Source organism: Brevibacterium daeguense, from assembly GCF_021729135.1.
GTDB classification, from domain to species: domain Bacteria; phylum Actinomycetota; class Actinomycetes; order Actinomycetales; family Brevibacteriaceae; genus Brevibacterium; species Brevibacterium daeguense.
Genome location: NZ_JAJTWW010000001.1, coordinates 366,157 through 391,988, shown reverse-complemented (window position 1 = coordinate 391,988; position 25,832 = coordinate 366,157). Strand labels below are relative to the sequence as shown.

The window sequence follows — 25,832 nt, the reverse complement described above, 5'->3', positions numbered from 1 at the left end:
TCATCCTCACAGTTCCGGTGCCTGAGCGAGCAGCGCGCCGCCGCGCTCGGCGTCGAGTGCGGTTTCGAGTCCGGCCCCGATCCGGTAGAGACGGGCATCCTCATGGGCCGGCGCCAGCAGCTGGAAGCCGACCGGCATCCCGTCGGACAGGCCGGCGGGCAGCGACATCCCGGGAATTCCCGCGAGATTGGCCGGGATCGTGGCGATATCCCCCAGGTACAGCGTCATCGGGTCCGCCTCCCGCTCCGCACCGAATCCGAACGCGGTGGTGGGCGCGGTGGGCGACACCAGCACGTCGGCGGACTCGAACGCGCGGGCGAAGTCGCGCTGCACGAGGGTGCGGACCTTCTGCGCCGATCCGTAGTAGGCGTCGTAGTAGCCCGCGGACAGCGCGTAGGTGCCGAGGATGATCCGTCGCTTGGCCTCGGCGCCGAAGCCGGCCGCCCGGGTCGCGGCCATCACGGTCTCCGCCGTCACGGGTCCCTCGTCCGGCTCGACGCGCAGGCCGAAGCGCATGCCGTCGTAGCGGGCGAGGTTGGAGGACACCTCCGAGGGCATGATGAGGTAGTAGGCGTCGAGCGCGAAGCTCAGCGAGGGGCAGTCGACCTCGACGATCTCGGCGCCGCCCGCGGCCGCGACATCGAGGGCCGCGCGGAACACCTCGGCGACGCCACCGGTCGGGGCATCGCCGACGAGCTGCTTGATGACGCCGAGGCGCACTCCCGACAGCGATCCCTCGCGGGCGGCCGCCATGAAGTCGGGGACATCCCCGGACAGCGAGGTGGAGTCGAAGGGGTCGTGCCCGGCGAGGATGCTGTGCAGGGCTGCGGCGTCCCCGACGCTGCGGGCCACCGGTCCGACCTGGTCGAGGCTGCTCGCCATCGCGATCACGCCGTAGCGCGACACGGAGCCGTAGGTGGGCTTGACTCCGACGGTGCCGGTGAATGCGGCAGGCTGGCGCACCGAGCCGCCGGTGTCGGTGCCGACGGAGAAGGGCGCCTCGTAGGCCGCCACCGAGGCGGCTGCACCGCCGGAGGAGCCGCCCGGGACCTTCGTGGTGTCCCATGGGTTGGCGGTATTGCCGAACGCGGAGTGCTCGGTGGTCGAGCCCATCGCGAATTCGTCGAGGTTGGTCTTGCCGAGCAGCGGCAGGCCGGCAGCCTTCGTCCTGCGGTAGACCGTGGCGTCGTAGGGCGGGACCCAGTCGGCGAGCATCTTGGAGCCGGCGGTGGTGGCGATGCCGGCAGTGACGACGAGGTCCTTGTGGGTCACGGGCACCCCGGCGAAGGGATGCAGCTCCTCACCGGCGGCGCGCTTGCGGTCCACTTCGCCGGCAGCGGCGAGCGCTGCATCCGGGGTGACCGTGATGAAGGAGTTGATGGCGGGCTCGACCTGCTCGATGCGGTCGAGGTGGGCACGGGTGACGTCGGTGGAGCTGTAGTCCCCGGCCTGCATTCCGGCGGCGAGTTCGACTGCGCTCAGGCGTGTGAGGTCGGTCATCTCAGTCCTCCCCGAGGATCTGCGGGACGACGAACTTGTCGCCGTCGGCGGCCGGAGCACCGGCCAGCGCCTCGGCCGCGGTGAGGGTCTCGCCGACGACGTCCTCGCGCATGACGTTGCTCAGGGGAATCGGGTGACTGGTCGCGGGGACGTCCTCGGTTGCCACCTCGGAGACTCGGGCCACGTTGGCGAGGATGGTGTTGAGGTCCCCGGTCAGGCTGGAGAGCTCCTCCTCTGACATGGCGATCCGGGCGAGGTCCGCCAGGTGGGCGACCTCCGCGGATGTGATTGCGGATTTCTCCGACATCGTCACCCTTTCTACATCGGTTGCGATAACGCACCCAGTGTAGTGCGCGGCCGGTCGCCGCCCGTGCCGCGCAGGGTGGAGCCCTGCGCGGCACAGGGTTGAGCCGGCTCCGCACAGCTCGATCCCGGTTCTGCGCCGTTCGCGGACGGGATCAGGAATCGGCCTCCGGCCCCTGTCGCAGCAGTGCGGTGAATGCCGCTTCGTCGAGCACCGGCACGCCGAGCTCCTCGGCCTTCGTGAGCTTCGACCCCGCGTTCTCCCCGGCCACCACGTAGTCGGTCTTCTTCGACACCGAGCTCGCGGCCTTCCCGCCGGCCGCGGTGATCGCCTCCTTGATCCCGTCCCGGGTGTAGCCCTCCAGGCTGCCGGTGGCCACGATCGTCAGGCCCGCCAGAGTCTGCGGCACGTCGGATTCCTCCCGCGGCGCGTCGGCCATCCGGACTCCCGCCGCCTGCCAGCGGTCGACGATCTCCGCGTGCCAGTCGACACCGAACCACTCCACCACGCTCTCGGCGATGATCGTCCCCACTCCCTCCACCTCGGCGAGCTCCTCGACGGAGGCGCTGCGGATGGCATCCAGGGACCGGAAGTGGTCGGCGAGCGCCCGGGCGGCTGTCGGGCCGACGTGCCGGATCGACAGCGCGACGAGGACTCTCCACAGCGGACGGTCCTTGGCCCCCTCGATCTCCCCCAGCATGGTCAGCGTGTTCGCGCGCGGTTTGGACGGCGTCTTGACCTGCCCCCTGCGCTCTCCGGTCGAGTACAGCTCCTGCTTGGTGTAGAAGTAGTGGACCCGCTCGATCTCACCGGTCGGCTCCCCCTTGACCCGCTTCTCCCGCTCGACGACGACGTCGGCGAGGTCGTCTGCCGTCAGCTCGAACAGTCCGGCCTCGTTGGTCAGCGGCGGCACTTTCGGTTCGACGGGCTGGGTCAGGGCAAGCGCCGCCTCCTCCCCCAGCGCTTCGATGTCGAGCGCCGCTCGGGATGCCAGGTAGAAGAGGCGGTTGGCCAGCTGCGCGGGGCAGGATCGCGAATTGGGGCAGCGGAGGTCCTTGTCACCCTCCTTCTCCTCCCGCAGCGCCGTCCCGCAGGACGGGCACTCCGTGGGCATCACGAACTCGCGCTCGTCCCCGGTCCGGGCGGCAGCCAGTGGGCCGAGCACCTCGGGGATCACGTCGCCGGCCTTGCGGATGGTGACCGTGTCGCCGATCAGCACACCCTTGCGCTTGACCTCGTGCGCATTGTGCAGGGTCGCCTTCTCGACGGTGGAGCCGGCGACCTTGACGGGCTTCATGATGGCGAATGGAGTGACGCGGCCGGTCCGGCCCACCTGCACCTGGATGTCGAGCAGCGTGGTCGTGACCTCCTCCGGCGGGTACTTGTACGCGATGGCCCAGCGCGGTGCCCGGGAGGTGTAGCCGAGCTCCTCCTGGGTGGCGAGGTCGTCGACCTTGAGGACGACGCCGTCGATCTCGTGGAGCACCGAGTCCCGGTGGTCCCCGTAGTGAGCGATGAATGCCTCGATCTCCTGCCGGTCGTCGAAGACGCGGAAGTAGTCGCTGATCGGCAGGCCCCAGGTGCGCAGCTGCTCGTAGACCTCGGACTGCGCGGCGGGCTCGGTGTGCTCGGCGTCGGCGGGTGTCCACGCGGCGATGCCGTGGACGAGCATCCGCAGCGGCCGGCGCGCGGTGACCGCGGCGTCCTTCTGCCGCAGCGAGCCGGCGGCCGCATTGCGCGGGTTGGCGAACGGCGACTTCCCCTCCTCGACGAGCGCGGCGTTGAGTTCGGCGAACTGCTCGACGGGGAAGAACACCTCGCCGCGGACCTCGACCTGGGCGGGCGGGTGCTCGGTGGTGAGCCGCGCCGGGACGTCGGAGAGCGTCCGGACGTTGGCGGTGATGTCCTCTCCGGTGCGCCCGTCCCCGCGAGTGGCGGCGCGCACCAGCTCGCCATTCTCGTACAGGAGGTTCACGGCCAGCCCGTCGATCTTGAGCTCGCACAGATACCGGGTGTCGACCGGCACCGCCTTCTCAACTCGGGTGAACCAGGCCCCCAGCTCCTCGATGGAGAACACGTTGTCGAGGCTGTACATCCGGGCGAGGTGGCGCACCTCGGCGAAGGTCGAGGTGTCGACGGCCCCGCCCACCGTCTGGGTGGGCGAACGGTCGCTCACGAGTTCCGGGTACTGGCGCTCGAGGTCCTGCAGGCGCTTCACGAGCTCGTCGTACTCGGCATCCGACACCGTCGGCGCGTCATGCTGGTAGTAGGCCTCGCGGTGCGTTTCGATGAGCTCCGCCAGCCGCTGGGCGTAGTGCGCCCGCTGCGCCGGATCCGTGAGGTCGATGCTGCCGGCGTCAGGGGCATCGGTGCCGACGGCCTCCGCCTCGACTGCATCGGCGCCGACGGCCTCGGCCTCGACAGCTGTCGCGCCGGGGGCTTCACCGTCGATGTTCGCCGGCTCGAGGTCCGATGCGTCCGTGGTCATGCGAGCTCCTTGAGCGCCTGGGAGATCCGGGATGCCAGCATAGCGCCGCCCTCCGCGGCCGTGGGGGCAGCAGTCTCCGGCAGGAGGGGCGGCAGGTCCAGCGGCAGCTCCCATCCGGTGAGGATGCCGAACTCGGCCAGCGAGCCCACGTCCATGCCGATGCGCTTCCAGGGCTCGGTGAGTGCCGCGAGCCACGCTTTCACGTCCCCCGGATGCTCGCCCGCGGATGCCGGGAGCCGAACCCACACCTCGGTGCCGGCCTCCTGTGCCTGCGCCAGCTCCTCCCAGCCCTGGAGATCCAGGCCGGCGAATGGAACGCAGACGGCGGCGACTCCGGCTTCCCGCAGCTGCTCCCGATGCGCCACCTCCTTCCCGGCCAGCCTCACCGCTGCCAACTGCGGCACGGTGACGAGGGTGCCCTCGCCGGAGCGGACGAGGAAGGAGCGCAGGGCGTCGAGGACCGTCCGCTCGGGCAGCGCCGGCAGCGTGCGGAATCCGGACACCGTGGGAACCGAGCCGGTCAGGATCTGGTCGAGCACCGGCTCCCACAGCCTGATCCGCGGCCGCGTTCCGAGCAGCCGCTCGCAGCGCTCCCGGAGTGCCTGGACTCCGGCGGCGTACGCCTGGATGATGTCGCGGACGGCACCGGGGTCGGACAGCGCCCGGTTGCTGTCCGGCAGACTGAGCGCCCGCGCCAGCGTCCAGGGGCCGGGCAGGGAGAGCAGCGCCGCCCCCGCGAAGCCCTCGCCGTATTCGGCGACCGCATCGAGAGTCCGGCCGAACCGGGAGCGCTCCACGCGCACGTCCCGTCCCGCGCCGCGGCTCAGCCGCCAGCCGAACGGCCCCAGATCGGCCGGCAGCTGGTCGAGCAGGCTCACCGCCGGGCCGATGCTGTCGACGGCCCAGCGCGTCCCGCCCTGCGCGGGCACGGCAACGAGTGGGATCGAGGGCAGTCCCTCGGCCAGGTGGGTGAATGCCGACGAGGCGGCACGGCGCGGCTCGTCGCCGGGCCAGACCCCGGTGGTCGAGAAGCGGGTCATCGTCCGCGCCCCCGCAGCACGACCGGTGGAATGCCGGGAGTGCGGAATCGCATGATCCGGCCGTAGAAGCCGAGCTCGGCCTCCAGCGAGTCGATGATGCTCTCGACCCGGACGAAGCCGTGGGATTCGCCCGGGTAGAACTTCGCCACATAGGGCAGGTTCTGCTCCTCCAGTGCGCTGATGAGTCGCTCGGCCTGGCTCTTCGGCACGATCGGGTCGATCTCGCCCTGGAAGATCGCCACCGGGACCCTGAGGCGGTCCAGGTGATTCAGCGGTGCACGCTCCTCGTAGAGCGCAGCCGCCTCCGGCCATGGCCCGACGAGGGATTCGATGTAGCGCGATTCGAAGTCGTGCGTCTCGGTGACGAAGTTCGTCAGCTCCGCGACTCCGTAGTAGCTGGTGCCGCAGGCGAATCGGTCCGTGGTCGTGAGCGCGCGCAGCACGGTCCAGCCCCCGGCCGACCCCCCGCTGATCGCCAGCCGGTCCTCGTCCGCGGATCCTTCTGCCACGAGCCCGGCGAGAGCGGCCACGGTGTCCTCGACGTCGACGATTCCCCACTGCCCCTTGAGACGGTCCCGGTACGCCCGCCCGTAGCCGGTCGAACCGCCGTAGTTGACGTCGATGACGCCGATCCCGCGCGAGGTGAAGAACGCGTGGTGCGCCGAGACCATCGGCACCGACTGGCCGGTGGGGCCGCCGTGCACGAAGGCGACATAGGGCGGCCGCTCGCCCGCCGGGGCGGCGAAGTTCGGATTGCGCGGCGGGTAGACGATTGCGGGCACACCGTCGAAGTCGCGTTCCTCCGCTGTCGGGTAGAAGGCGGCGTGCTCGAGCTTCTCGTTCGCCAGCGCCACCGGCTGCAGCCGCCCGGAGGCGACGTCGAAGGCGTAGAGCCCGTGCACCCGGTGGGCGCTGCCGCCGATCAGCAGGACCGTCCCGTCCCGGAAGTCCTGGATCTCGAAACTCGTCAGCTCGCAGTCGAGCCGGCGGTGCTCGCCTGTCCGGGTGTCGGCCCAGATCAGCGCCGAGGTGCCCTGCCGGGACTCGGCCAGCAGCCGGTTGCCGTTCTGCACGGGCAGCTGCCAGCGGGATCCCAGTGTCCACAGGGGTCCGCCGATCTCACCGGGGATGGCGCCGAGCGGCACCTCCTCGGCGGGGCGCGTGCCGACCTCGCCCCGTTCGCGGGCGAGGAATGCCGGAACGTCGAGGCGGTACGGCTGCCAGCTGCCGGAACGGTCCGCGGTGACGGCCAGCGCCGTCGTGGAGAGCCACTCCGGCTGCAGCACCGATTCGCCCGGCCTGCCGAAGATCGCTGCGGGCGGTCCTGCGGGTCTGCCGTCGGCAAGACCCTGGATGTACACCCGGGTTTCGTCCCAGGGCATATGGGGGTGCTCCCAGCCGATGTAGCTCAGGTGATCGCCGCGTGGCGAGATGCGGGGCCAGGCCAGGAAGCGCGGTCCGTCGGACAGGACCGAGATCTCGGAGCCGTCGATCGCGACGACGGCTCTGCTGATCGTCCCGTCCTGCCCGTGCTGCTCTCTGATCGCCAGCAGCCTGCCGCCGGTGTGCACCAGGTCGCCGTAGCGCACCCGCGAGTCGGTGTGCGGCGTCAGCGGTCGGGGCGCGACTGCCGGCGTGGACGGATCGCAGGCGTAGAGGCGCTGGTCGGCAGCGTTGACGAACACCAGCGAGCCGCTGTCCGGGTCGACCGCCCATGCTCCCCCGCCGTATTCGTGCACCCGGCTGCGGGCGTTGAAACCCGCGGGCAGCACCTGCTCGGACTCCCCGAGCAGGCCATTGCGGTTGACGAAGATCCCGGTGCGACCGCCCTCGTCGTTGATCCGCGCCGAGTACCAGATCGCCCCACCGACGAACCGTGCGCTGTAGACGGGTTCGGAACCGGCCGCGACGTGCGCGGCGGTCAGGGGTGATTCCCACGAGCCGTAGGGAGCAACTGTCATGGAACAACAGTATCCATGATCACGGACGTGCCGCCCGGCACCGCGCGCAGCGGATCCTCACCCCTCGGCTCGACCCGGCGAGGGGCAGGAACGCGCTGCGGGCCGGCTCGGCTCAGGCGGCCGTGCGGCTGCTCGCCCTGTCGATCGTCGCCTGGCCGAGGACCCGGGTGCCCCGGTAGATCACCATCGTCTGCCCCGGAGCCACACCGGACAGCGGCTCCTGCACGGCGACGTGCATGAGCCGGCCGGCCGGCCGCGCGCGGGGCACGCTGTACTCGCTGGCGGGCGCCTCGGCGATGTGCTCCCCCAGCCACATGCGGGCCGGCACCGGATCCGCATGGGCGCGGATCTGCACCTCGCAGTCGATCGCCTCGGCCTCGTCGTGCCCGACGTCGGACGGCGGGGCGCCGCACCAGGACGTCCGGATCCCCTCGAGGGTGTCCACCGACAGCGCCCGCCGCGGACCGACCGTGACGGTGTTGTCCCGGGCGTCGACGTCGACGACGTAGCGCGGTCGGCCATCGACGGCCGGTCGTTCGATCCGCAGGCCCTTGCGCTGGCCGATCGTGTACGTCATCGCGCCCTCGTGCTCGCCGAGCACCTGGCCGTCGGTGTCCTTGATCAGACCCGGGCGCATCGGGATCTTGTCGGCCAGCCAGGCCTTGGTGTCCCCGTCGGGGATGAAGCAGATGTCGTAGGAGTCCGGCTTGTTCGCCACGGGGAACCCTCGGTGCTCGGCCTCGGCCCGGACGTCGGCCTTGGACGCCGAGGCGCCGATCGGGAAATAGCAGTGCGCGAGCTGCTCGGCGGTGAGCACGCCGAGCACATAGGACTGGTCCTTGTTCATGTCGACTCCGCGGTGCAGCTCCGGGCTGCCGGCGGGGTCGTGTCGGATCTCCGCGTAGTGGCCGGTGGCCACGGCATCGAACCCGAGGGCGAGCGCGCGGTCGAGCAGGGCGGCGAACTTGATCCGCTCATTGCACCGCATGCACGGGTTGGGGGTCCGTCCCTGGGAGTACTCGGCGATGAAGTCGTCGACGACATCCTCCTTGAACCGCTCCGAGAAGTCCCAGACATAGAAGGGGATGCCGAGCAGGCCCGCGACCCGGTGCGCGTCGCGCGAGTCCTCGATGGTGCAGCAGCCGCGGGAGCCCGTGCGCAGGGTGCCGGGCATCCGCGAGAGAGCGAGGTGGACGCCGACGACCTCGTGGCCGGCGTCCACGGCGCGCGCGGCTGCTACGGCGGAGTCGACTCCGCCGGACATGGCGGCAAGGATCTTCATGTGTCTCCGTTCATCCACGCAGGCGTCGACGAGACCATCCCGGCGCTGCGGGCCCGGTCGACGATGCCGGGCAGGGCGGCCAGGAGCGCGTCGACGTCGGCTGCGGTGGTGGTGGGTCCGAGCGAGAAGCGCTGGACCGAGCGGGCGGTGTCCTCGTCCCGCCCGCAGGCGATGAGGACATGGGAGGGGCGGGCGACCCCGGCGGAGCACGCGGAGCCGACCGAGGTGGCGAAGCCGGCCACGTCGAGGCCGAACAGCAGGGCATCGCCCTCGCAGCCGGGGAAGACGAAGTGGACGTTCCCGGGCAGCCGGCCGGCGCCGCGCGGGCCGGACAGCACGGCATCCGGGACGGACGACTCGATGCCCGCGATCAGCCGGTCGCGCAGCGCGGCCCGCACCGCGGCCTTCTCCGGCAGGTCGGCGCATGCGAGTTCGGCGGCCCGGGCGAAGGCGACGGCGCCGGCCACGTCCAGAGTGCCCGAGCGGATCTTGCGCTCCTGCCCGCCGCCGTGCAGCACCGGCACCGGTGTGAGATCGCGGCTGATGACCAGTGCGCCGGTGCCCACCGGTCCGCCGATCTTGTGCGCCGACAGGCTCATAGCGTCGACCCCGAGGGCGGCGAAGTCGAGCGGCACCTGGCCGAGCGCCTGCACCGCGTCGGTGTGGACGGGCACGCCGACGCTGTGGGCGAGCGCCACGATCTCGGGAATCGGCTGCAAGGTGCCGATCTCGTTGTTGGCGGACATCACCGAGGCGAGTGCGGTGCGCTCCGGATCCTCCCGGAGGGCTGCCCCGAAGGCGGCGAGGTCCAGCCGGCCGTCGGCATCGACGGGCACCCACACCACCTCGGCGCCCTGGGTCTGCAGCCATTCCGCGGTGTCGGTGACCGCGCTGTGCTCGATCGTGGAGACCAGCAGCCGCGGGCGGCTCCGGTCGGCGTTGCGGGCCCACCACAGGCCCTTGACGGCGAGGTTGTCGGCTTCGGTGCCGCCGGAGGTGAACACGACCTCCGAGGGGGTGGCCGCGCCGATGGTCCGGGCAAGGTCCTCCCGCGCGGTCTCCATCCGCATCCGGGCAGCCTGGCCCTCCGCGTGGAGCGAAGACGGATTGCCCACGCGCTGCAGCTCGGATGAATAGGCCGCCAGCACTTCAGGGTTCATCGGTGAGGTGGCGGCGTGGTCGAAGTAGGCGCGCACGGCCCCGATTCTACGCCCCCTGCGGCGGGCGTCCAAGGCGAGGAGGCAGGACCGCGCCCGCCGGCGAATCGGGCTGCGTCGGGGCGGCGCCGGGGCGGAGCCAAGGCCGCGCGCACGGGCGAACCGGGGGCGGACAGGCCCCCGTGCGGAGACGCTGGCTAGAATTGGCGGGTGTTCACTGCCCTCACCATCGTCTTCTACGTCTACTGCGCGGTCCTCACGATCTGGGCCCTGGTCCTGACCTTCCGGAACACTCCGGCGGGCAAGGGCGTGCTCGGCGCCACTGCCGGGCTGCTGGTGCTCCTCCTCGTGCAGCTGGTGGTCTCGATCGTGATGTGGGGGCAGTCCCGGGACACGGATCCGCTGCTCTTCTTCGGCTACCTGTTCACCGCGTTGGTGCTGGTGCCGCTCGCCGGCTTCTGGGCCTACGCGGAGCTGAGCCGCTGGGGCCCGGCCGTGCTCGCCGCCGCCGGCGTCACCGTGTTCGTCATGATCGAGAGAATGGACCAGATTTGGCTGTGACCTATTCGGCGATGCACTCCGGGCCGGGGCGTGCGCTGACTGCCGTGTACGGCGTGTTCGCGTTGTCGGCCTCGGCCCGAGCGGGCTATCAGCTGATCCGGGAGTTCGACGAGGCCCCGGTGGCCTACAGCCTGTCCGCGTTCGCCGCAGGCATCTACATCCTGGCGACCGTCTGCCTGGTCATCGGCAGCCGGACGACGCACCGGATCGCGATCGTGTCCTGCATCATCGAGCTGATGGGGGTGCTCGTCGTCGGGGCGCTGAGCTTCACCCACCCCGAGGTCTTCCAGGCACCCAGCGTATGGTCCGGCTTCGGGATCGGCTACGGCTTCATCCCGCTGGTCCTGCCGGTCGTCGGCCTGCTCTGGCTGGCCCGCGTGGGCCGCCGCGTCCGGACTCAGGAGTCTGCTTCGCAGCTGCAGGCGTCGTGAGGCGCTCCGGCAGCGTCTGTCACTCCTGAGAGGTCTGGGCCGACAGCAGGAACCAGTCCGAGCCGACCACTGAGCTGGAGTCGTCCGTGGTCGTCAGCATGTGCGGCAGCGAGGTGTTGATCTGCACGACGTTGCCCTCGCCGTCGCTGGTCATCACCGCTTCGACTGCGGTTCCCATATCGAGTGCGAAGTCGCCGGGAACCTTCAGGGTGATCGCGCAGCGCGTCTCGCCGAAGGAGACGGATCCGGTCTGGGTCTGCAGCGCGAGGCCCGCCAGGTCGACGTCGGAGTACGGCTCACAGGATACGGTCACGTCGTCGAAGGCGTCGTCCCCCTCGGAGAACTGATCGACGTATTCGCGGAAGCTGCGGAAGGTGTCGGTCGGGTATGCGATGGCGACATCGCTCTCCGGCAGCTCGCCGGTCTCCAGGTAGGGCACCAGCTGCTCATTCACCGCCTGGACCACGTCCTGATGCTCGTCCGGTGCCATCGGCACCCCGCCGTCGGCGTCGGCCACCAGCGTGGGCACCTGGTCCCGCGGCACGAACAGCGCCTGCCCGACCTTCCAGTCCTGCACGGCTGATTCCCGGGTCACGAGCATCGCCTGCACGGTGTCCGACTCGCCCGGATCCCCGACTGCGATGAACCACATCGGGTAGTCGGAGAACATGGGCCCTCCCGCCGTGACCTCGGCGAAGCTCACCGCACCCAGGGTCTCCTCCTCCGCCTCCGCGATGAGGATCTCAGCACGGGTCCGCTCGAGCAGCGGACCCGTCTGGATCTGATCGAGCGCGCTCTGGTCACCGCTCAGGGTCTCGCCGAGCCGTTCGGTGTACTCCGTCATGAATGCGCCGGCCTCGCCGGCGCGCAGCGGGGGGCGCTCGTAGGGTGTGAGCTCGGGCGCTGCCGGCTGTGCGACGGGCAGGACGGCGCAGCCGCTCAGCCCCAGCACCAGGGCCGAGGCGCCTGCTGTCGCCGCGACCCGCCGCCGGCGTCCGAGGCGGTCCGCGACCGCCGCCCGGAGGCCTGCCAGGCGTCCCGGCCGCACTGCAGAATCCGCCGGTCCCTTCGGAGGCGGCCGCAGGCGGCTGCTCCACCAGCGCAGCAGCAGGAAGGCGGCAAGTCCGAGGAACAGCACCGCCAGCCCGGCGCCCAGCAGCGAGAAGGCCAGTACGCCCTGGACATCCATGGACATCGACACGGTCACCCCATCCAGGTTCCCCTCCGGGTCCACCGGAGCGATGAGGACGACATTCGGTTCGGCGTCGAGATCGAAGCGGTGGGTCACCGTCGTACCCGCCGAGGTGTCGAGGAACCAGTCGCGGTTCGTCACCGGCGCTGCCGGCTGGGGCTCTCCCGGCACGAACCGGTGCGCGAGCGCGCGGGCGCCGAAGTCGACCTCGGTGATCTCCTCGTGGGCGATGCCGGTGAGATAGCTGGCGGTGTCCACGCCGCTGGCGGTTCCGATGAAGAGCTCCTGCTCCCCCGTCGCCGTGATCGCGGCGCTGGCGCCCTCGTACGGCACCAGCTGCTCGTTGAGGACGACGGCGTAGGCACCGTCCTGCACGGTGAACGGCTCGGTTCCCGTGACCTCGTCGGTGCCCACCGCAGCGATCGCGGAGACGGCCAGTCCCGCGACCGTCAGTCCCGCGATCGCGCAGACCGCCCCCAGTATCAGTCGAATCATCCGACGCTCAGAACAGGGCCCGCATCAGTCGAGCGCGCGCCTTGACGACCCGGGGGTCCTCGGCGCCGACGACGTCGAACAGCTCGAGCAGGCGCAGGCGAATCTGCTCCCTGTCGTCGCCCGAGCTCGTGGTCAGGACCGTGAGCAGCCGGCTGAACGCGTCCTCGACGTGGCCGCCGGCCACGTCGAGGTCCGCGCAGTCGAGTGCTGCGGTCACCGACGCGGGATCGTCGGCCGCTGCCTGTCGGACCGCCGTCGGGTCGAGGTCCCGGGTGCGGGCGAGCAGGCTCACGCGGGCCAGCCCGAGCTTGGCGTCCGCGTCCGCGGGGGCTGCGGCGAGCGCCTTCCGGTAGATCTCGGCGGCGGTGTCGAGGTCGCCCGCCTCCAGCGCGGCGAGCGCCTCGGGGTGCTTCGGCGGCTGCTCGGCCGGGGTCGTTCCGGCCGGGACGGCGATCTTGTCCATGCCTGCCTGGGCGGCAGCCTGCAGCAGCTGGTCGAAGACCTGCCGCACCTGCGGTTCGGGCTGCGCGCCCTGGAACAGCGGCACCGGCTGGCCCTGGACGATGGCCACCACGGTGGGGATCGACTGCACCTGGAACATCTGCTGGATGCGCGGGTTCGCGTCGACGTCGACCTTGGCGAGCACCAGGCGACCGCCGAGGTCGGACACGACCCTGTCGAGGATGGGCGAGAGCTGCTTGCAGGGGCCGCACCAGTCGGCCCACAGGTCGATGACGACGGGCACGTCCCGCGACAGCGCCACGACGTCGTTGAAGGTCTCCTCGGTGACGTCGAAGACGAGGGCGGGCACCTCGACGGCGTTGGGCGGCAGCGAGGCGCCGGCGGCCTGCGCCTGCGCCTGCGCGGGAGTCCCCTGTCCTCCGTTCGGCGGCTGCTCCCCCCGCTGGGGGCGGCTGCGGACGGCAGACAGGTCCAGGCCCTGATCGGCCTGGGAGTTCTGCGACTGCTGCGGAGTTGTCACGAGCTGGTCCTTTCGTTCGAAGAGTCGGTTGACTGGGATGTCTGTGCTGCTGCCGACGGCGTCCTGGGGCTCGGGTGCTCAAGCGCGGCCGGTGCGGTCAGCTCCTATTCGAGCTCGGCCCCGGTGATCACGTCGGTGGCGCCGATGAGCGCGACCTGCCCCTCCGAACCGGGCGGCACGGTGAAGCTGACGACCTGCTGGTTCCTCGTCACCAGCTTCTTGCTCGTCTCGCTCTGGTCCACCACCCGGCTCTGCGGGCGCGGGATCGACAGCTTTCCAGTGCGGCCGTCCACCGATTCGGGGCTGATGGTCGTCGTCACGTTGATCAGGCCGGTGACGACGGCACCGCCGTCAGCGGTCTGCTGGGCGACGAGCTCGTTGCCCTCCGCGGAGTAGGCGAACTCGACTTCGGCATTGCCCTCCGCCAGCGCGTCCCGCTGGCGCTTCTGGGCTTCGGCGGTCCGCTGGCGGAACGGGTCATCGGTGAAGGAGTCCGCGAACCGGGAATCGGCTCCGTGCTGGAGGACGTCCGCGTACTGCTTGACCGTGTCCTGGGGCGTCTTGAGCAGGCCCTCCTGGTCAGGGGCCAGCAGCGGTGCGCCCTGCCGGGCGTCCGGGACCTCGGGGATCTCGGCACCGGGCATGAGCACTGTCTGGTCCCACAGCCGGTAGGCGGCCCGCGGGTCCTCCTGGGAGAGAACCAGGAGCTGGGTCTGTCCCGCCTCCGAGTCCGAGGTCACCGCGGTGGTCACGCGCGGCCACTGGTCCGTGGCCGAGGCGAAGTTCAGCTGCAGGCTCTCAGCGGCGACGGCAGGCGGCAGGGTGTAGTCCTCATCCGCCCGCTTGACCTCGTAGGCGCCCTGCCGCTGGGACAGGAACGGGCCGGCCGCGCGGGCCTCGAGCGCCTCGGCGTCGGTCTCCGCGTCGGCGGCGGCGACAGTCGTGCTGATCTCTCCGACGATGCGCTCGAGCTGGGATTCGGTGACTGCGGGCGGCGCGGACTCCGGCGGGTCCGAGGGCTGGGCAGTGGGCAGATCGGGCCCTCCGCAGCCGGCGAGTGCCACAACGGGCACGATCGCGAAGGCGGCGCCGGTTTCGGCGAGCTTGCGACGGCGGGCCTGGCGCGCCTCCCTGCGCTGCCGGTCCTGCCGGCCGCGCCGATAGTCCCGGAAGCCCAGCAGCCCGCCCAGCACGATCAGCACGCCGCCGACGATCATCAGCGGCACCGCCCACGGCGTGCCCGCGCTGTTGGGCCAGCTGATCCGGACGGTGGAGGCGGCCGGCGCCTCGCCGTCGGAGGCGATGAGGAATGTCGAACGCGCCGGCTCGGAGTCCCAGTCGAGGGTGACTTCAACCTCTCCGCTGACCTGCCCCTCGAACAGGTCGCCGCCCGCCGGGTTGGGCGCCCGGGGCTCGCCGTCGACCTTCTCAGCGGCGAGCGTGGATTCATCTGCAAGCCCGGTGATCACGGTGTGCGAGGTCTCACCGACCCAGGCGTCGATGCTCTCCTTGGAGGCCTGGGAGATGGACAGCTCGCCTTCGCCGGTGACGGTCAGCGTCGCGGGCGTCTGGTAGAGGTTGAGGACTCCGGGTTCGACGACGACCAGCGGTCCGGGATCATCCAGCGTCACCGCCGCGGTGATCCGATCGTCCGGGGACCAGAGCGTCTTCTGCAGGATCCCGACCGCTCCGACGATCACGCCGAGCGTGATGAGCAGCCCTGCGACAACGTAGCGCACGCATTTCCCTTCGTCGATTCCCCCGACCCGGTCATTGGGGCTCGCATCATTCTAGAGGACGCGTTGCCGAACCGTTACAGAATCGGCTGAGGGGACACTCAGCCCGCCCGGAGGAGCGAGACGCATAGGATGACACGGTGGCTAACGACAGAATTGTGTGGATCGACTGCGAGATGACCGGCCTGGATCTGGTCGCCGACGAACTCATCGAGGTGGCCTGCCTGGTCACCGATTTCGATCTCGAGCTCATCGATGAGGGCATCGACATCGTCATCAGGCCCTCCGAGCGCGGGCTGGAGAACATGGGTGAGTTCGTCACCCAGATGCACACGACCTCGGGGCTGCTGCCCGAGCTCGCCGCCGGTGTGAGCGCCGAGCAGGCTCAGGACATGGTCCTCGAATACGTGCGCGGACACGTCGCAGAGGCGGGCAAGGCCCCGCTGGCCGGCAATTCGGTGGGCACCGACAAGAACTTCCTCGCCAAGCAGATGCCTGCACTGGTCGATCACCTGCACTATCGGATCATCGATGTGTCCTCGATCAAGGAGCTCGCGAAGCGCTGGTTCCCACGGGCGTACTTCCAGGCACCCGCGAAGACCGGCGGCCACCGGGCGCTCGGCGACATCCAGGATTCGATCAACGAGCTCAGGTACTACCGCTCCGCCATCTTCCGAGCGGAGGGCCCGACCTCCGAGGAGGCACGGGAGATCGCCTCCCGCATCTGACTCGCTCGCTCAAGCGCTGTCCTGCCTCCGGATCGCGCGCCCGGTTCCGCGCCGCCATCCTGCGCCCGAGGCGCCCGCCCGGTCCCGAGCCGCCCGATCTGCCATGCCCCGCTAACGTCGAGGCGTCCGCCCGGCTCCGGGTGCGAACACCTTGGCCGGGAACGCCTCGGCCTCGATCACGATCTTCGCGAAGTCCTTGGCGGAGCCGGCGAGCTCGACGAGCGCCTCGTCCTGCACCGGGCTCCACGACGCCTCGACCGAGGCATCCGTGTCACGTTCGATCTCCTCGCGGAGGGCCGCGCCCTGCTCGGTGATGTGGGCGTTCTCCCCCGCCCCGAGCGCCAGGCCGCGGTCCCGCAGTCCCGCGATCGTGAGCTCCCACTCCTCCTCCGACCATCCCCGGCTCTTGCGAGCGGCGCCCGGTCGGAAGCTGGTGCCGGTGATGCAGTGCAGCACCACGGCCTCGGCACCGGAGAGATCATGGGTCAGCAGCGCGCCGATGTGACCGTCCCCCCGGTACTCCCGCAGCAGAGTGCCCGCGACCCAGATGTCCATGAACGGCTGCAGCGATGCATCCTGCACTTCCACGCCGGCGCCCAGCAGCTCCTGGTGCGCGGCGAACAGGGGTCTGCCGTCCGGCAGCTGCGCGGCGAGGACGGGCCGCAGGGAATCCGCAAGCCGCCGGGCCAGCGCCGGCAGCTCGGCACTGTGTCCGCCGTTGCCGTGTGCACCGAACAGCCCGCCCAGCATGGCCTCCACGCCCGCCAGGCGGGCCTGGGTGACCTCAGCCGGCGAGGCGGCTGTCCAGCATTCGGGCACGAACCGCCGAACATGGGCCGGATTGAAGTTGTAGAAGGTCGCAGCCACCACCGAGGCGGGCACGGCTCCCATCGGGGCCGCCCGGCCGGCGAGGTAGATGGCCGAGGGGTGGCTGACTCCGACGCTGCCGATCGATTCGGCGACCGCCCGAGAGAAGTAGGACGCGGAGTGAATGGTCTCCAGCCACTTGGAGAGGCGGCGGATGAGCTCGCGACGATCGGCCTGCAGCATGCGCCCACAGTAATCCTTCGTGATTCGGATCACAAGCAGGCGACGAGAGAAGTGCGGGAAACATTCACCTGGAGGGAACCCTCCGGCAACTGCAATGTTCCGGTCGTCGTTCCACAATCGGACAATGCCCCTTGTTCCCCGTCGCGCACAGTCCAGCTCCCTCGCCGACAACGAGATCCCCCTCGGTCGGCGCAGTGCGCTCTACCGCGCTTTCGAGGTCCTTCCCGCCCTGATCAGCTGGTCCGCGATCCTGCTGGTCTTCGTCCTCCCCCTCTTCTCCCCGCGCCTGGCCGCCGGCTACGTCCTCGCCGTCGTCGGGATCATGTTCTACCGGGCGATCCGCGGCTCGGTCGACCTCTCCCGCGGCTACCGCCGATACAAGGCCGCCTCCCGAGTGGACTGGTCGGCCAGGCTGATGGACATCGGCCTGACGCTGGACGGCAGACGCGTCCCGCCCGCTCCCGCCCATTCGTTCCGGGTGCACCGCCACCGTGAGCTGCTTGCCGAGATCCAGGCAGATCCGCGGAGCTACCCGCACCCCTCTGAGCTGATGCACGCGGTGATCGTCGCCGCCTACAACGAGCCCTACGACGTCATCGCGCCCACCATCCGCGGACTGAGCTACACCTCCACCCCCGGAGAGCAGCTCCTCATCTTCCTCGCCTACGAGGAGCGCGGCGGAGAGGAGATGGAGCGGACCGCCCAGCGGCTCAAGGAGACGTTCGGAAGCCGGTTCGCCGCCTTCGAGCTGGTCAAGCACCCCCAGGACCTGCCCGAGGAACTGGCCGGCAAGGGCGCCAACATCACCTATGCGGGCCACCGGCTCGCGGAGTACGCCGCAGCGCACGGCCTGGATCCGGAGAACGTTCTCGTCACGACGCTGGACTGCGACAACAAGCCGTATGAGAGCTACTTCGACTGCGTCGCCTACGAGTTCATCGCGTGCCGCGACCGCAAGAGGCGCTCCTACCAGCCGATCAGCCTGTACCTCAGCAACATCTGGGACGCGCCCGCGATCACCCGGGTGATCGCCTCGGCGAACTGCTTCTGGAACCTCACCTGCACAGTGCGGCCGTTCGCCCTGCGGAACTTCGCCTCGCACACGCAGCCGCTCGATGCGCTGATCGAGATCGGCTTCTGGTCGAAGCGGACGATCGTGGAGGACGGACACCAGTTCTGGCGGTCGTACTTCCACTTCCGCGGCGACTACCGGGTGGTGCCGATCCACGTGCCGATCTTCCAGGACGCCGTGCTCGCCGGCGGCCTCAGGGAGACGATGATCGCGCAGTTCAAGCAGCTGAGCCGCTGGTCCTACGGAGCCTCCGACGTCCCGTTCGTGGCGGCCGGCGTGTTCGGCAGGAATCGCAGATCCCCCCTGCTCAAGGGCACGGTCCACTTCCTCAGCCTGCTCGAAGGACACGTCACACTGGCCGCCGTGTCACTCATCATCGCGGTGGGCGGCTGGACCCCGTTCCTCATCATGCACCAGCTGGGCGGAACGGACGCGCTGGTGCGGCAGATGCCGTTCCTCGTCGGCGCGATCCAGCAGGTCGCGATGATCAGCCTGCTGATCTCCCTCGTGATCTTCTGGAATCTGCTGCCGCCGCGACCGGTCCACTACACCCGCCGCCGAACCGTCATGATGTTCGCCCAATGGCTGCTCTACCCGGTGACGATCCTGGGCTTCAACGCGACCACCGCGCTGTACTCCCAGAGCCGGCTGCTGCTGGGCCGATATCGCGAGAAGTTCGAGGTGACCGCGAAGGCCCCGGCGAATGAGGTGAGGGAGGCCGCGGAGCGGACAGCGGCGGCGGCGGCGAGCTCGGCCGACATCGTCGGCACCCTGCAGATGCCCCGCACTCTCACCGTCGAGGCGATCGTGGCGCCGGGCGACGGCTCGCATCTGACCCGAGCAGCGACGGGAGCGCAGCGACAGCCGGAGCAGGAGATCGCCCGGCGGCGTCCGACCCCCGACTGACCCGAGGGATAGGGTGTCAGGGTGCACGAGGCGAAGAACTATCTCTTCCTCATCCTGGCCAATGCGTTCTGGGCCGGGAATTTCGTCGTCGGAGGGCTGATCGCGGACTCGGTCTCCCCCCTCTACCTGACGATGATCCGCTGGGCGCTCGCGACGCTGCCCCTGTTTGTCATCGCCGCAGTCATCGAGAAGCCGCAGTGGCGCGCGGTGTTCGCGGAATGGCCGAAGCTCCTCCTGCTGGGCGTCCTCGGCCTCATCGGATACGCCCTCCTGACCTATCTGGCGCTTGCGAACACGACCTCTGTCTCTGCCTCGCTGCTCAACTCCCTCTCCCCCGCGCTCATCGCCGTGGTCGCCGTGATCGTCGCTCGCGAGCGCCTGCGGCCCGCAGCGGTCCTCGGGCTCGGCCTGTCCCTGCTGGGCGCGGTCATCGTGCTGCTGCGGTTCGACGGCGGGGCGGTCGCCCTCGACTTCGGGATCGGCACCGTGTTCATGCTCGGCGCGGTCGCCGTCTGGGTCGCCTACACAGTGCTCGGAAAGCTCCTGGACTCTCCCCCGATCTCTGCCACAGCGGTGCAGGCGCTGTTCGCATCCGTCATCCTCATCCCCGTCACCCTGCTCCTGCAGGCACCTGGTCCCGCAGACGGCGCGACCTGGCTGGGCGTCGCATTCATCGCGGTGTTCCCCTCCGTCCTGTCCTATCTGATGTGGAACCTGGCTGTCCGCGGGGTGGGAGCAGCGCGCGCCGGGATCTATCTCAATCTCATCCCGTTCTTCACGGCTGTGATCGGCCTGTTCATCGGTGTGCCGATCACCTGGATGCAGGTGCTGGGCGGGATCCTCGTGGTGACCGGTGTGGTCATCACCTCACGTCGTCCCAGAACGCCGGCGGCCGCCTGACCGACGTCGTGTCGGTGCAGGCGGCCGTGGCGACCTTCGCTTTCGCCGGGTGAGTCAGTCCTCCCAGGCCGAGAGGTCGATGACCAGTCGTCCGCGGACTCCGCCCTGCTCGAAACGGGTGTGCGCCTCGGCGGCCTTCTCCGGCGGGTACACATCCGCGACGGTGAGTTCGAGCGTGCCGTCCTCGACGGCCGACTTGAGGAAGTCGAGCTTCGCGCGGGAGTGATATTCGGTGACCACTGCAGCGCGCCGGAAGTTGATTCCCCGTTCGCCGGTGCCCTTCCAGAAGCGGACGGACACGAAGCCGCCGCCGTCCCGGACCGCGGGCACTGCCTTCTCGTCCATCACGGCCGCGTCGATGAGGCCGTCGACCCCGTCGGGGAAGATCTCCCGGATCCTCTTCGCGACATCGTCACCTCGTGGAACGATATGATCCGGTCCGGCGGATTCCACCAGCTCCCGGTCCTTGTCGGCGGAATCGGCCACCACGGTCAGCCCCGCCTTCTTGGCCAGCCTCACGGAGTACTGGCCGAGGGTCCCGGCCGCTCCGGTGACCGCCAGGGTCCGGCCGGGCTCCAATTCGAGCTTCTCGAGCGCCTGCAGAGCCGTCTGCCCGTTCATGGGCAGCGTCGCCGCCTGCTGGATCGTCACGCCGGAGGGGATCCAGGTGACCGCGTCATCCGGGGCCACGAGGTACTGGGCGTAGGCGCCGCCGTTCTCACCGCCGGGAACCGACATGGTCATGACCTCGTCGCCGACGCTGAATGCGCTGCCCTCGCCGACCTGGTCGACGACACCGGCGGCATCCATTCCCGGCACGTACGGCGGCTCCTTGTGGGACAGATCGGCATAGCCGGCCCGGGTCGTCGTGTCCGTCGGGTTGATGGCGACCGCGTGCACGCGGATGCGCACCTCACCAGGGCCTGCGCTGGGGGTGGGGACTTCGTGGACTGCGAGCGCCTCTGGCCCGCCGAATTCGGTGACTCCGATGATCTTCATACCTGTCCGAACGCTCGTTCGCTGGGGACTATTCCCGGACAGCCGAAGATTCCGCGGCAGCGTCAGGCGCCGGCCTCCTGCAGAGGGTGCGCTGCCGCCTCGAGCCTGCTCCGGTCGGCGGCGGTGGGCTCCCGGGTGACGCGCGCCTCGGGATCCCACAGCACGATCACCGCCTTCGAACGGGCGACGACGGTGCCGTCGGGGTCGCGCATCGTCTCCGCGGTGGTGATGCTCTTGGAACCGATCCGGTCGACCGCGCATTCCACGTCGACGAACCCGTGCTCGTGGAGCACGAGCTCGGAGACGTAGTCGATCTCGAGCCGCACGATGACGTGGGCGTCAGCGCCTTCGAGCGCGAGCCCGCCACGCAGCCACTTCGAGCGCGCCTCGTCGAGCAGGGTGAGGTAGGTGCCGTGGTAGACGTGTCCCTGCGCGTCCAGGTCCCGCCAGCGCAGCGGCACCCGCACCGTGCTCGCCGGTGCGGGCACTGCGCTCACCGCATCCGTCACCTGCACCGTGTCGGTCACCTGTACTGTGTTCTCCGGCATCATCGCCTCCTGGTCCTCCGGCATCTTCGCCTCCTGCTGTCGATCAGCACGTGTCCGTCCAATGATGCACATATTCCGATGTGTGCACGTCGGCTCCCACGACTATATTCGCCAGTATCAATGACGTTTCGCTTCACAAAGCATGTACATGAACGCCGCTCGGATCGCCGAGGCGCTCTCCCGATCAGAGGACAGATAGCAGCTGCACATGGAATGGCTCATCGAACCCTTCGCACTCGGATTTCAGCAGCGGGCGCTCGCCGGCGGGCTGATCTCGGCGATCATGGCCTCAATGGTCGGCGTCTGGCTCGTGCTGCGCGGCATGAGCTTCTTCGGCGATGCGTTCGCCCACGGGATCCTGCCGGGAATCGCCGTCGCGATGATCCTCGACGTCTCGCCCGCCGTGGGCGCGGCGGCCGCCGTGGTCGTGATGGTCCTGCTCATCGAGTGGATACACCGCACCACTCCCCTCCACGCGGACACCGGGATCGGGCTGCTCTTCGTGGCGATGATGGCCCTCGGAGTGGTGATCATCTCCACCTCGAGCAGCTACTCGGGCAGCCTCACCGGGATCCTGTTCGGTGACGCGCTCGGCGTCACCCCCGACACCCTTCGAGGCATGATCATCCCGGCGATCATCGTGCTCGTCGCCTCGGTCGTGATGTACCGACCGCTGCTGGCGCTGGCGTTCTCGCAGTCCAAGGCCCAGTCGCTGGGGATGCGGCCCAAGCTCATCCACGCGCTGCTTCTCGTGCTCATCGCCGCCGCCGTGATCGTCGGGTTCCGCTCGGTCGGCACCATGCTGGTCTTCGGGCTGCTCATCGGACCGCCGGCGACCGCATCGCTGCTGTCGCGGACGGTGCCGCAGATGTTCGCCTGGTCCCTCCTGATCTCCGTGTTCTCCGTCTGGGCAGGCCTGCTGCTGAGCTTCCACCTCGGGACCGCAGGCTCCGCGACGATGGCGCTCGTGCCCATCGTCCTGTTCTTCCTCGTGCTGGCCCTGCGCCAGCTCGTCCGATCGCTTCGCCGGCCCGCTGCCCGGCTGCAGCCGCAGGCCGCCGAGCCCGCAGCCGCCTCGGATGCGGGGCCTCCCGCCCCGTCGGATCTTCACGGTCACTACGACGAGCACGACAGCGTCGAATCCGCCTCGGCGCCGCTCGCGGAGGCACGCGGGCTGGTGCTCGCCTACGGCCAGCACACCGCCGTGGACGAGTCCTCGTTCTCACTCCGGCAGGGAGAGGTCACGACGATCATCGGCCCCAACGGATCGGGCAAGTCAACCCTGCTCCATGCACTGGCAGGGCTCACCGCGCCGCGCAGCGGCAGTCTGCGGGTGCTGGGAGGGAAGCCCTCCGAGTCATGGAAGAAGGTCGCCTACGTCATGCAGACGGTCGAGGTCCCGACCGGGATCCCGCTGACGGTGCGCGAGGTCGTGGCGATGGGCCGCTACTCCCGGCTCGGCTGGTTCCGACCGTTCTCCGGTGCGGATCGCCGGCGGGTTCAGTGGGCGCTCGACGAGCTGGAGATCGGCGATCTCGCTGACCGGCACCTCGCCGAGCTCTCCGGCGGGCAGCGCCAGCGGGTGTACGTGGCCCAGGCCCTGGCCCAGGACCATACGGTCCTCCTGCTCGATGAGCCGCTGACCGGACTGGACATCACCTCGGCGCGGACGATCGACAGGATCATCCACTCCGAGCAGGCGCACGATCATTCCGTCGTCATGACCACGCACGACCTGGAGGAGTCGCGGGCCTCGGACCATGTGCTGCTGGTGGCCGGCCGCGTCCTCGCCTCGGGACCGCCCGCGCAGGTGCTGACGCGCCGAAATCTGGAGATCGCCTACGGCCTCGGCGCGCTGCACCGCGACAGCGATGCGGTTCCCGAGGTGCTTCCGGATCCGGGCGGGGACGACCTGCCCTGACACCCGCAGGGGCATGCTGCTCAGCGGACGGGGATGCGCAGCACCCGGTCGTCATCAGGTCCGGGACTGCCGCGCCCGTCCGTGTTGTTCGTCAGCACCCACAGTGCGCCGTCGGGGGCCAGGACGACGTCCCGGAGGCGGCCGAACTCCCCTGACCAGTGCTCGGTGAAGTCCGCGGGGTCGTTCCGGTCGACCGCAAGCAGCCGCTGGCCGCGCAGCCCGGCGACGTAGACCGTGTCGCCGTGCACCGCGATGCCGCTCGGACTGGCCTCCCGTGGCTCCCACTGCACGATCGGGTCGAGATAATCGTCGCCGCCCCCGGCGCCCTCGACCTCCGGCCATCCGAAGTTGCCGCCGGCTTCGATGACATTGAGCTCGTCCCAGGTGTTCTGACCGAACTCGGATGCGTACATGGTGCCGTCGTCGGCCCAGGCGATGCCCTGCACATTGCGATGTCCCAGGCTGTAGACGAGGGAATCGGGAAAGGGATTGTCCTCCGGTGCCTCGCCGTCAGGAGACATCCGCAGGATCTTCCCGCCGAGGCTGTCCAGGTCCTGGGCGCTCGGCTGATCCTGGGCATCGCCGGTGCTCGCATACAGCATCCCGTCGGGGCCGAACGCGAGCCGACCGCCGTTGTGCGTGCTGGACGCCGGAATGCCTTCGACGATCGTCTCCACGGATCCCAGCCGCAGCCCGCCGGGCTCCCCCTGCAGTTCGAAGCGCTGAATCCGGTTTCCGTCCTGGCCGGTCGAGTAGACGTAGAGGCGGGCGTCGGGACCGACGGCCAGCCCGAGCAGCCCGCTCTCGCCGCTGCTGACAACCCCCTCCACAGTGCCCACCTCACGGGCGCTGCCGTCGGGGGCGAGCTCAAGGATCCGGGCCGTGTCGCGCTCGCTGATCAGCGGCGCCCGATCGTGGAAGGCGATCGACCAGGGCGTGTCGAGACCGACTGCGAGAACCTGGGCTTCGTCGAACCGGGGCTGCCCCGGTTCCTGCTCCTCGACCGCGGTGTCGTCGCCATCGGGCCGATCGGCAGGGGGGTCGGCAACGGTCTCCGCAGGGGCGCCGTCCGCTGAGGTCGTCCGTCCGTCGGGCTCCCCCGCTCCGGAGGCGCACGCGCTCAGCATCAGCGTGACCGCGAGGGTCACGGCCAGGCGACCCAGGACGTTCGCTGCATCCGACATCTGCCCCTCCGGCTTCGGTCCGCCAGCACCGTCACCCGCAGGTTATCGCGCTGCGCCGATCCTGGGCAGGCATCAGCAGCACCGGGACCGAGGAATACCCGCCCACGGGCGTCACCGAGCGCTGCGCATCCGCATCCGGTGCCGGGGTGATCAGGGAGAATGCCGAGGTGATCTCCTCGACCAGCACACGCAGCTCCATCGTCGCCAACGGCCGACCGGGGCAGACGTGCTTTCCCGTGCCGTACACGAGGTTCGATTCTGCGCTGCCGTGCGGATCGAACGCGTTCGGATCCCCGAACTCCAGTTCGTCACGATTCGCCGACGTCCAGTTGAGCACCACCCGCTGACCGGCGGGCAGCCGCACGCCGCCGACACTCACCGGACAGGTGGTGATGCGGCGGTTGGCGACGAAGGGGTCGTCGATGCGCAGGATCTCGTCGATGATCGCGTCGAGCTCCGCTGCGGAGACGCCCGAGCGCACCCTCTCCTGCAGCTCAGGATGTTCGACCAGGTGCTGAAGGATCACTCCCACGCACAGCGCGATCGACCCGAGGTCACCGCCGGTCCAGTTGCGCAAGATCGAGACCAGCTCCTCCTCCCGCAGCGGTCGGCCCAGCGACTCGTCGCACATCAGCTCGGTCGTGACGTCCTCCGGCGCCTGCGCTCCGGCCGCCCGGCGGGGGTCGAGAACCGAGCGGATGATCGCGTCGAATCTGTGCGCCACCTCAGCGGTGTCCTCCCCGCGGCCGGAGCGAGTCGCGGCCTGATTGTCCGCCATCCAGTCCAGCAGGACCGGCTCGAGCGAGCTCGGCCACCCCAGCCATCTCGTCTGGGCGCGCACCGCGAATCGCGCCCCGATGTCCGACACTGCATCCCAGCGGCGCGCCCCGCCGGTCCCGGCGGAGTGACTGCCCCCGGCTCCGGCGGCACCGGAGGGTGCGTTTCCGGCGCTGTCATCCTGCCCGGTCACGAGTTCAGCGCACAGCTCCCGCGCAACCTCCCTGATGACCGGCTCCAGCTCGGCCATCCGATCCGGAGTGAAGTACGGGTCGATGAGCCGCCGAAAGGCAGTGTGCTCATCTCCGTCGAGCCCGTTGGGCAGCTGCAGGTGCCGGGAGACTCCGGAGGAGAACGTGACCGCGTCATGAGCCGCGGCGACCACCTCGGCGTGGCGCAGCAGCACCACTGTCCCCGTGGACGAGAGCGCGAGGCCGGAGTCGGGCCGGATCGCATCGGCGATGGCACGGGGATCGCTGCTCGGCACCGGGAACTCGGGAAGCGACCCGCCGGCCAACCCGGGGAGGTCGGCAGCGGGCGCAGACGGATGGGCGGGGGCTTCCTCGGCCCCGTTCGCTGTCTGCTCGTCCAGGCTGTGGGACGACATGTGGTCCTCCT

General features: G+C 69.9%; 21 protein-coding genes. 6 read left to right on the top strand and 15 right to left on the bottom strand.

Annotated features, from left to right (window positions below; genetic code table 11):
• Positions 1 to 6 precede the first annotated feature (6 nt).
• The 7 genes from gatA to LXN01_RS01780 all read right to left on the bottom strand — a co-directional run bounded on the left by gatA (position 7) and on the right by LXN01_RS01780 (position 9,771).
• Positions 7 to 1,500: an Asp-tRNA(Asn)/Glu-tRNA(Gln) amidotransferase subunit GatA gene (gatA, locus tag LXN01_RS01810; protein ID WP_236862824.1), complete on the bottom strand. Its 1,494-nt coding sequence runs from the start codon at positions 1,498 to 1,500 to the stop codon at positions 7 to 9.
• 1 nt (position 1,501) lies between these two features.
• Positions 1,502 to 1,807, bottom strand: a complete 306-nt coding sequence (gene gatC / locus LXN01_RS01805; protein ID WP_236862823.1) for an Asp-tRNA(Asn)/Glu-tRNA(Gln) amidotransferase subunit GatC — start codon at positions 1,805 to 1,807, stop codon at positions 1,502 to 1,504.
• Between the two features lie 151 nt (positions 1,808 to 1,958).
• Positions 1,959 to 4,292 (bottom strand): NAD-dependent DNA ligase LigA, encoded by a 2,334-nt coding sequence (gene ligA / locus LXN01_RS01800; RefSeq protein ID WP_236862822.1) that lies wholly within the window; start codon positions 4,290 to 4,292, stop codon positions 1,959 to 1,961.
• Complete coding sequence (locus tag LXN01_RS01795; RefSeq protein WP_236862821.1) at positions 4,289 to 5,332, bottom strand: uroporphyrinogen decarboxylase/cobalamine-independent methonine synthase family protein; 1,044 nt, start codon at positions 5,330 to 5,332, stop codon at positions 4,289 to 4,291. The genes ligA and LXN01_RS01795 overlap by 4 nt, the downstream gene beginning before the upstream one ends.
• A complete protein-coding gene (locus tag LXN01_RS01790; RefSeq protein WP_236862820.1) occupies positions 5,329 to 7,293 on the bottom strand; it encodes a prolyl oligopeptidase family serine peptidase in 1,965 nt (654 codons plus the stop codon). The genes LXN01_RS01795 and LXN01_RS01790 overlap by 4 nt, the downstream gene beginning before the upstream one ends.
• A 112-nt stretch (positions 7,294 to 7,405) precedes the next feature.
• Positions 7,406 to 8,575, bottom strand: coding sequence for a tRNA 2-thiouridine(34) synthase MnmA (mnmA, locus tag LXN01_RS01785; protein ID WP_236862819.1), 1,170 nt, complete (start codon positions 8,573 to 8,575; stop codon positions 7,406 to 7,408).
• Positions 8,572 to 9,771 (bottom strand): cysteine desulfurase family protein, encoded by a 1,200-nt coding sequence (locus tag LXN01_RS01780; protein WP_236862818.1) that lies wholly within the window; start codon positions 9,769 to 9,771, stop codon positions 8,572 to 8,574. Before LXN01_RS01780 ends, mnmA begins: the two co-directional genes overlap by 4 nt.
• A gap of 171 nt (positions 9,772 to 9,942) precedes the next feature.
• On the opposite strand from LXN01_RS01780, the gene LXN01_RS01775 reads away from it, so the two are divergent.
• Positions 9,943 to 10,293 carry a hypothetical protein gene (locus LXN01_RS01775; RefSeq protein ID WP_236862817.1) on the top strand — a complete coding sequence of 117 codons (351 nt, stop codon included), beginning with the start codon at positions 9,943 to 9,945 and terminating at the stop codon, positions 10,291 to 10,293.
• Positions 10,294 to 10,304: 11 nt separating this feature from the next.
• Entirely contained in the window at positions 10,305 to 10,724 is a 420-nt protein-coding gene (locus LXN01_RS01770; protein ID WP_236863127.1) for a hypothetical protein, read from the top strand.
• Positions 10,725 to 10,743: 19 nt separating this feature from the next.
• Here LXN01_RS01770 and LXN01_RS01765 read toward each other — a convergent pair whose 3' ends face one another.
• The 3 genes from LXN01_RS01765 to LXN01_RS01755 form a co-directional block, all read right to left on the bottom strand.
• A complete protein-coding gene (locus LXN01_RS01765) occupies positions 10,744 to 12,411 on the bottom strand; it encodes a DUF8094 domain-containing protein (RefSeq protein ID WP_236862816.1) in 1,668 nt (555 codons plus the stop codon).
• Between the two features lie 7 nt (positions 12,412 to 12,418).
• Positions 12,419 to 13,393: a tetratricopeptide repeat protein gene (locus LXN01_RS01760; RefSeq protein ID WP_236862815.1), complete on the bottom strand. Its 975-nt coding sequence runs from the start codon at positions 13,391 to 13,393 to the stop codon at positions 12,419 to 12,421.
• A gap of 104 nt (positions 13,394 to 13,497) precedes the next feature.
• The gene (locus LXN01_RS01755) at positions 13,498 to 15,132 is read right to left on the bottom strand and encodes a DUF8094 domain-containing protein (protein ID WP_236862814.1); all 1,635 of its coding nucleotides are present in this window, start codon (positions 15,130 to 15,132) and stop codon (positions 13,498 to 13,500) included.
• Between the two features lie 137 nt (positions 15,133 to 15,269).
• Here LXN01_RS01755 and orn point away from each other — a divergent pair, with 137 nt between their 5' ends.
• Complete coding sequence (gene orn / locus LXN01_RS01750) at positions 15,270 to 15,857, top strand: oligoribonuclease (RefSeq protein WP_336885214.1); 588 nt, start codon at positions 15,270 to 15,272, stop codon at positions 15,855 to 15,857.
• Positions 15,858 to 15,968: 111 nt separating this feature from the next.
• Here the strand turns inward: orn and LXN01_RS01745 are convergent, their stop codons facing one another.
• On the bottom strand, positions 15,969 to 16,907 hold the full coding sequence (locus tag LXN01_RS01745) for an SCO6745 family protein (protein ID WP_236862813.1): 939 nt from the start codon (positions 16,905 to 16,907) through the stop codon (positions 15,969 to 15,971).
• Positions 16,908 to 17,031: 124 nt separating this feature from the next.
• On the opposite strand from LXN01_RS01745, the gene LXN01_RS01740 reads away from it, so the two are divergent.
• Both LXN01_RS01740 and LXN01_RS16285 read left to right on the top strand, forming a co-directional pair.
• Positions 17,032 to 18,885 carry a glycosyltransferase family 2 protein gene (locus tag LXN01_RS01740; protein WP_236862812.1) on the top strand — a complete coding sequence of 618 codons (1,854 nt, stop codon included), beginning with the start codon at positions 17,032 to 17,034 and terminating at the stop codon, positions 18,883 to 18,885.
• A 21-nt stretch (positions 18,886 to 18,906) separates the two neighbouring features.
• Positions 18,907 to 19,785 (top strand): DMT family transporter, encoded by an 879-nt coding sequence (locus LXN01_RS16285; RefSeq protein ID WP_236862811.1) that lies wholly within the window; start codon positions 18,907 to 18,909, stop codon positions 19,783 to 19,785.
• 54 nt (positions 19,786 to 19,839) lie between these two features.
• Here LXN01_RS16285 and LXN01_RS01730 read toward each other — a convergent pair whose 3' ends face one another.
• The gene (locus tag LXN01_RS01730; RefSeq protein ID WP_236862810.1) at positions 19,840 to 20,784 is read right to left on the bottom strand and encodes an NADP-dependent oxidoreductase; all 945 of its coding nucleotides are present in this window, start codon (positions 20,782 to 20,784) and stop codon (positions 19,840 to 19,842) included.
• 62 nt (positions 20,785 to 20,846) lie between these two features.
• The gene (locus LXN01_RS01725) at positions 20,847 to 21,356 is read right to left on the bottom strand and encodes an acyl-CoA thioesterase (RefSeq protein WP_236862809.1); all 510 of its coding nucleotides are present in this window, start codon (positions 21,354 to 21,356) and stop codon (positions 20,847 to 20,849) included.
• A 184-nt stretch (positions 21,357 to 21,540) separates the two neighbouring features.
• Here LXN01_RS01725 and LXN01_RS01720 point away from each other — a divergent pair, with 184 nt between their 5' ends.
• On the top strand, positions 21,541 to 23,253 hold the full coding sequence (locus tag LXN01_RS01720) for a metal ABC transporter permease (protein WP_236862808.1): 1,713 nt from the start codon (positions 21,541 to 21,543) through the stop codon (positions 23,251 to 23,253).
• Positions 23,254 to 23,273: 20 nt separating this feature from the next.
• Here LXN01_RS01720 and LXN01_RS01715 read toward each other — a convergent pair whose 3' ends face one another.
• The gene (locus LXN01_RS01715) at positions 23,274 to 24,437 is read right to left on the bottom strand and encodes a PQQ-dependent sugar dehydrogenase (protein WP_236862807.1); all 1,164 of its coding nucleotides are present in this window, start codon (positions 24,435 to 24,437) and stop codon (positions 23,274 to 23,276) included.
• Between the two features lie 31 nt (positions 24,438 to 24,468).
• Positions 24,469 to 25,821 carry a cytochrome P450 gene (locus LXN01_RS01710; protein WP_236862806.1) on the bottom strand — a complete coding sequence of 451 codons (1,353 nt, stop codon included), beginning with the start codon at positions 25,819 to 25,821 and terminating at the stop codon, positions 24,469 to 24,471.
• Between the last annotated feature and the right edge of the window lie 11 nt (positions 25,822 to 25,832).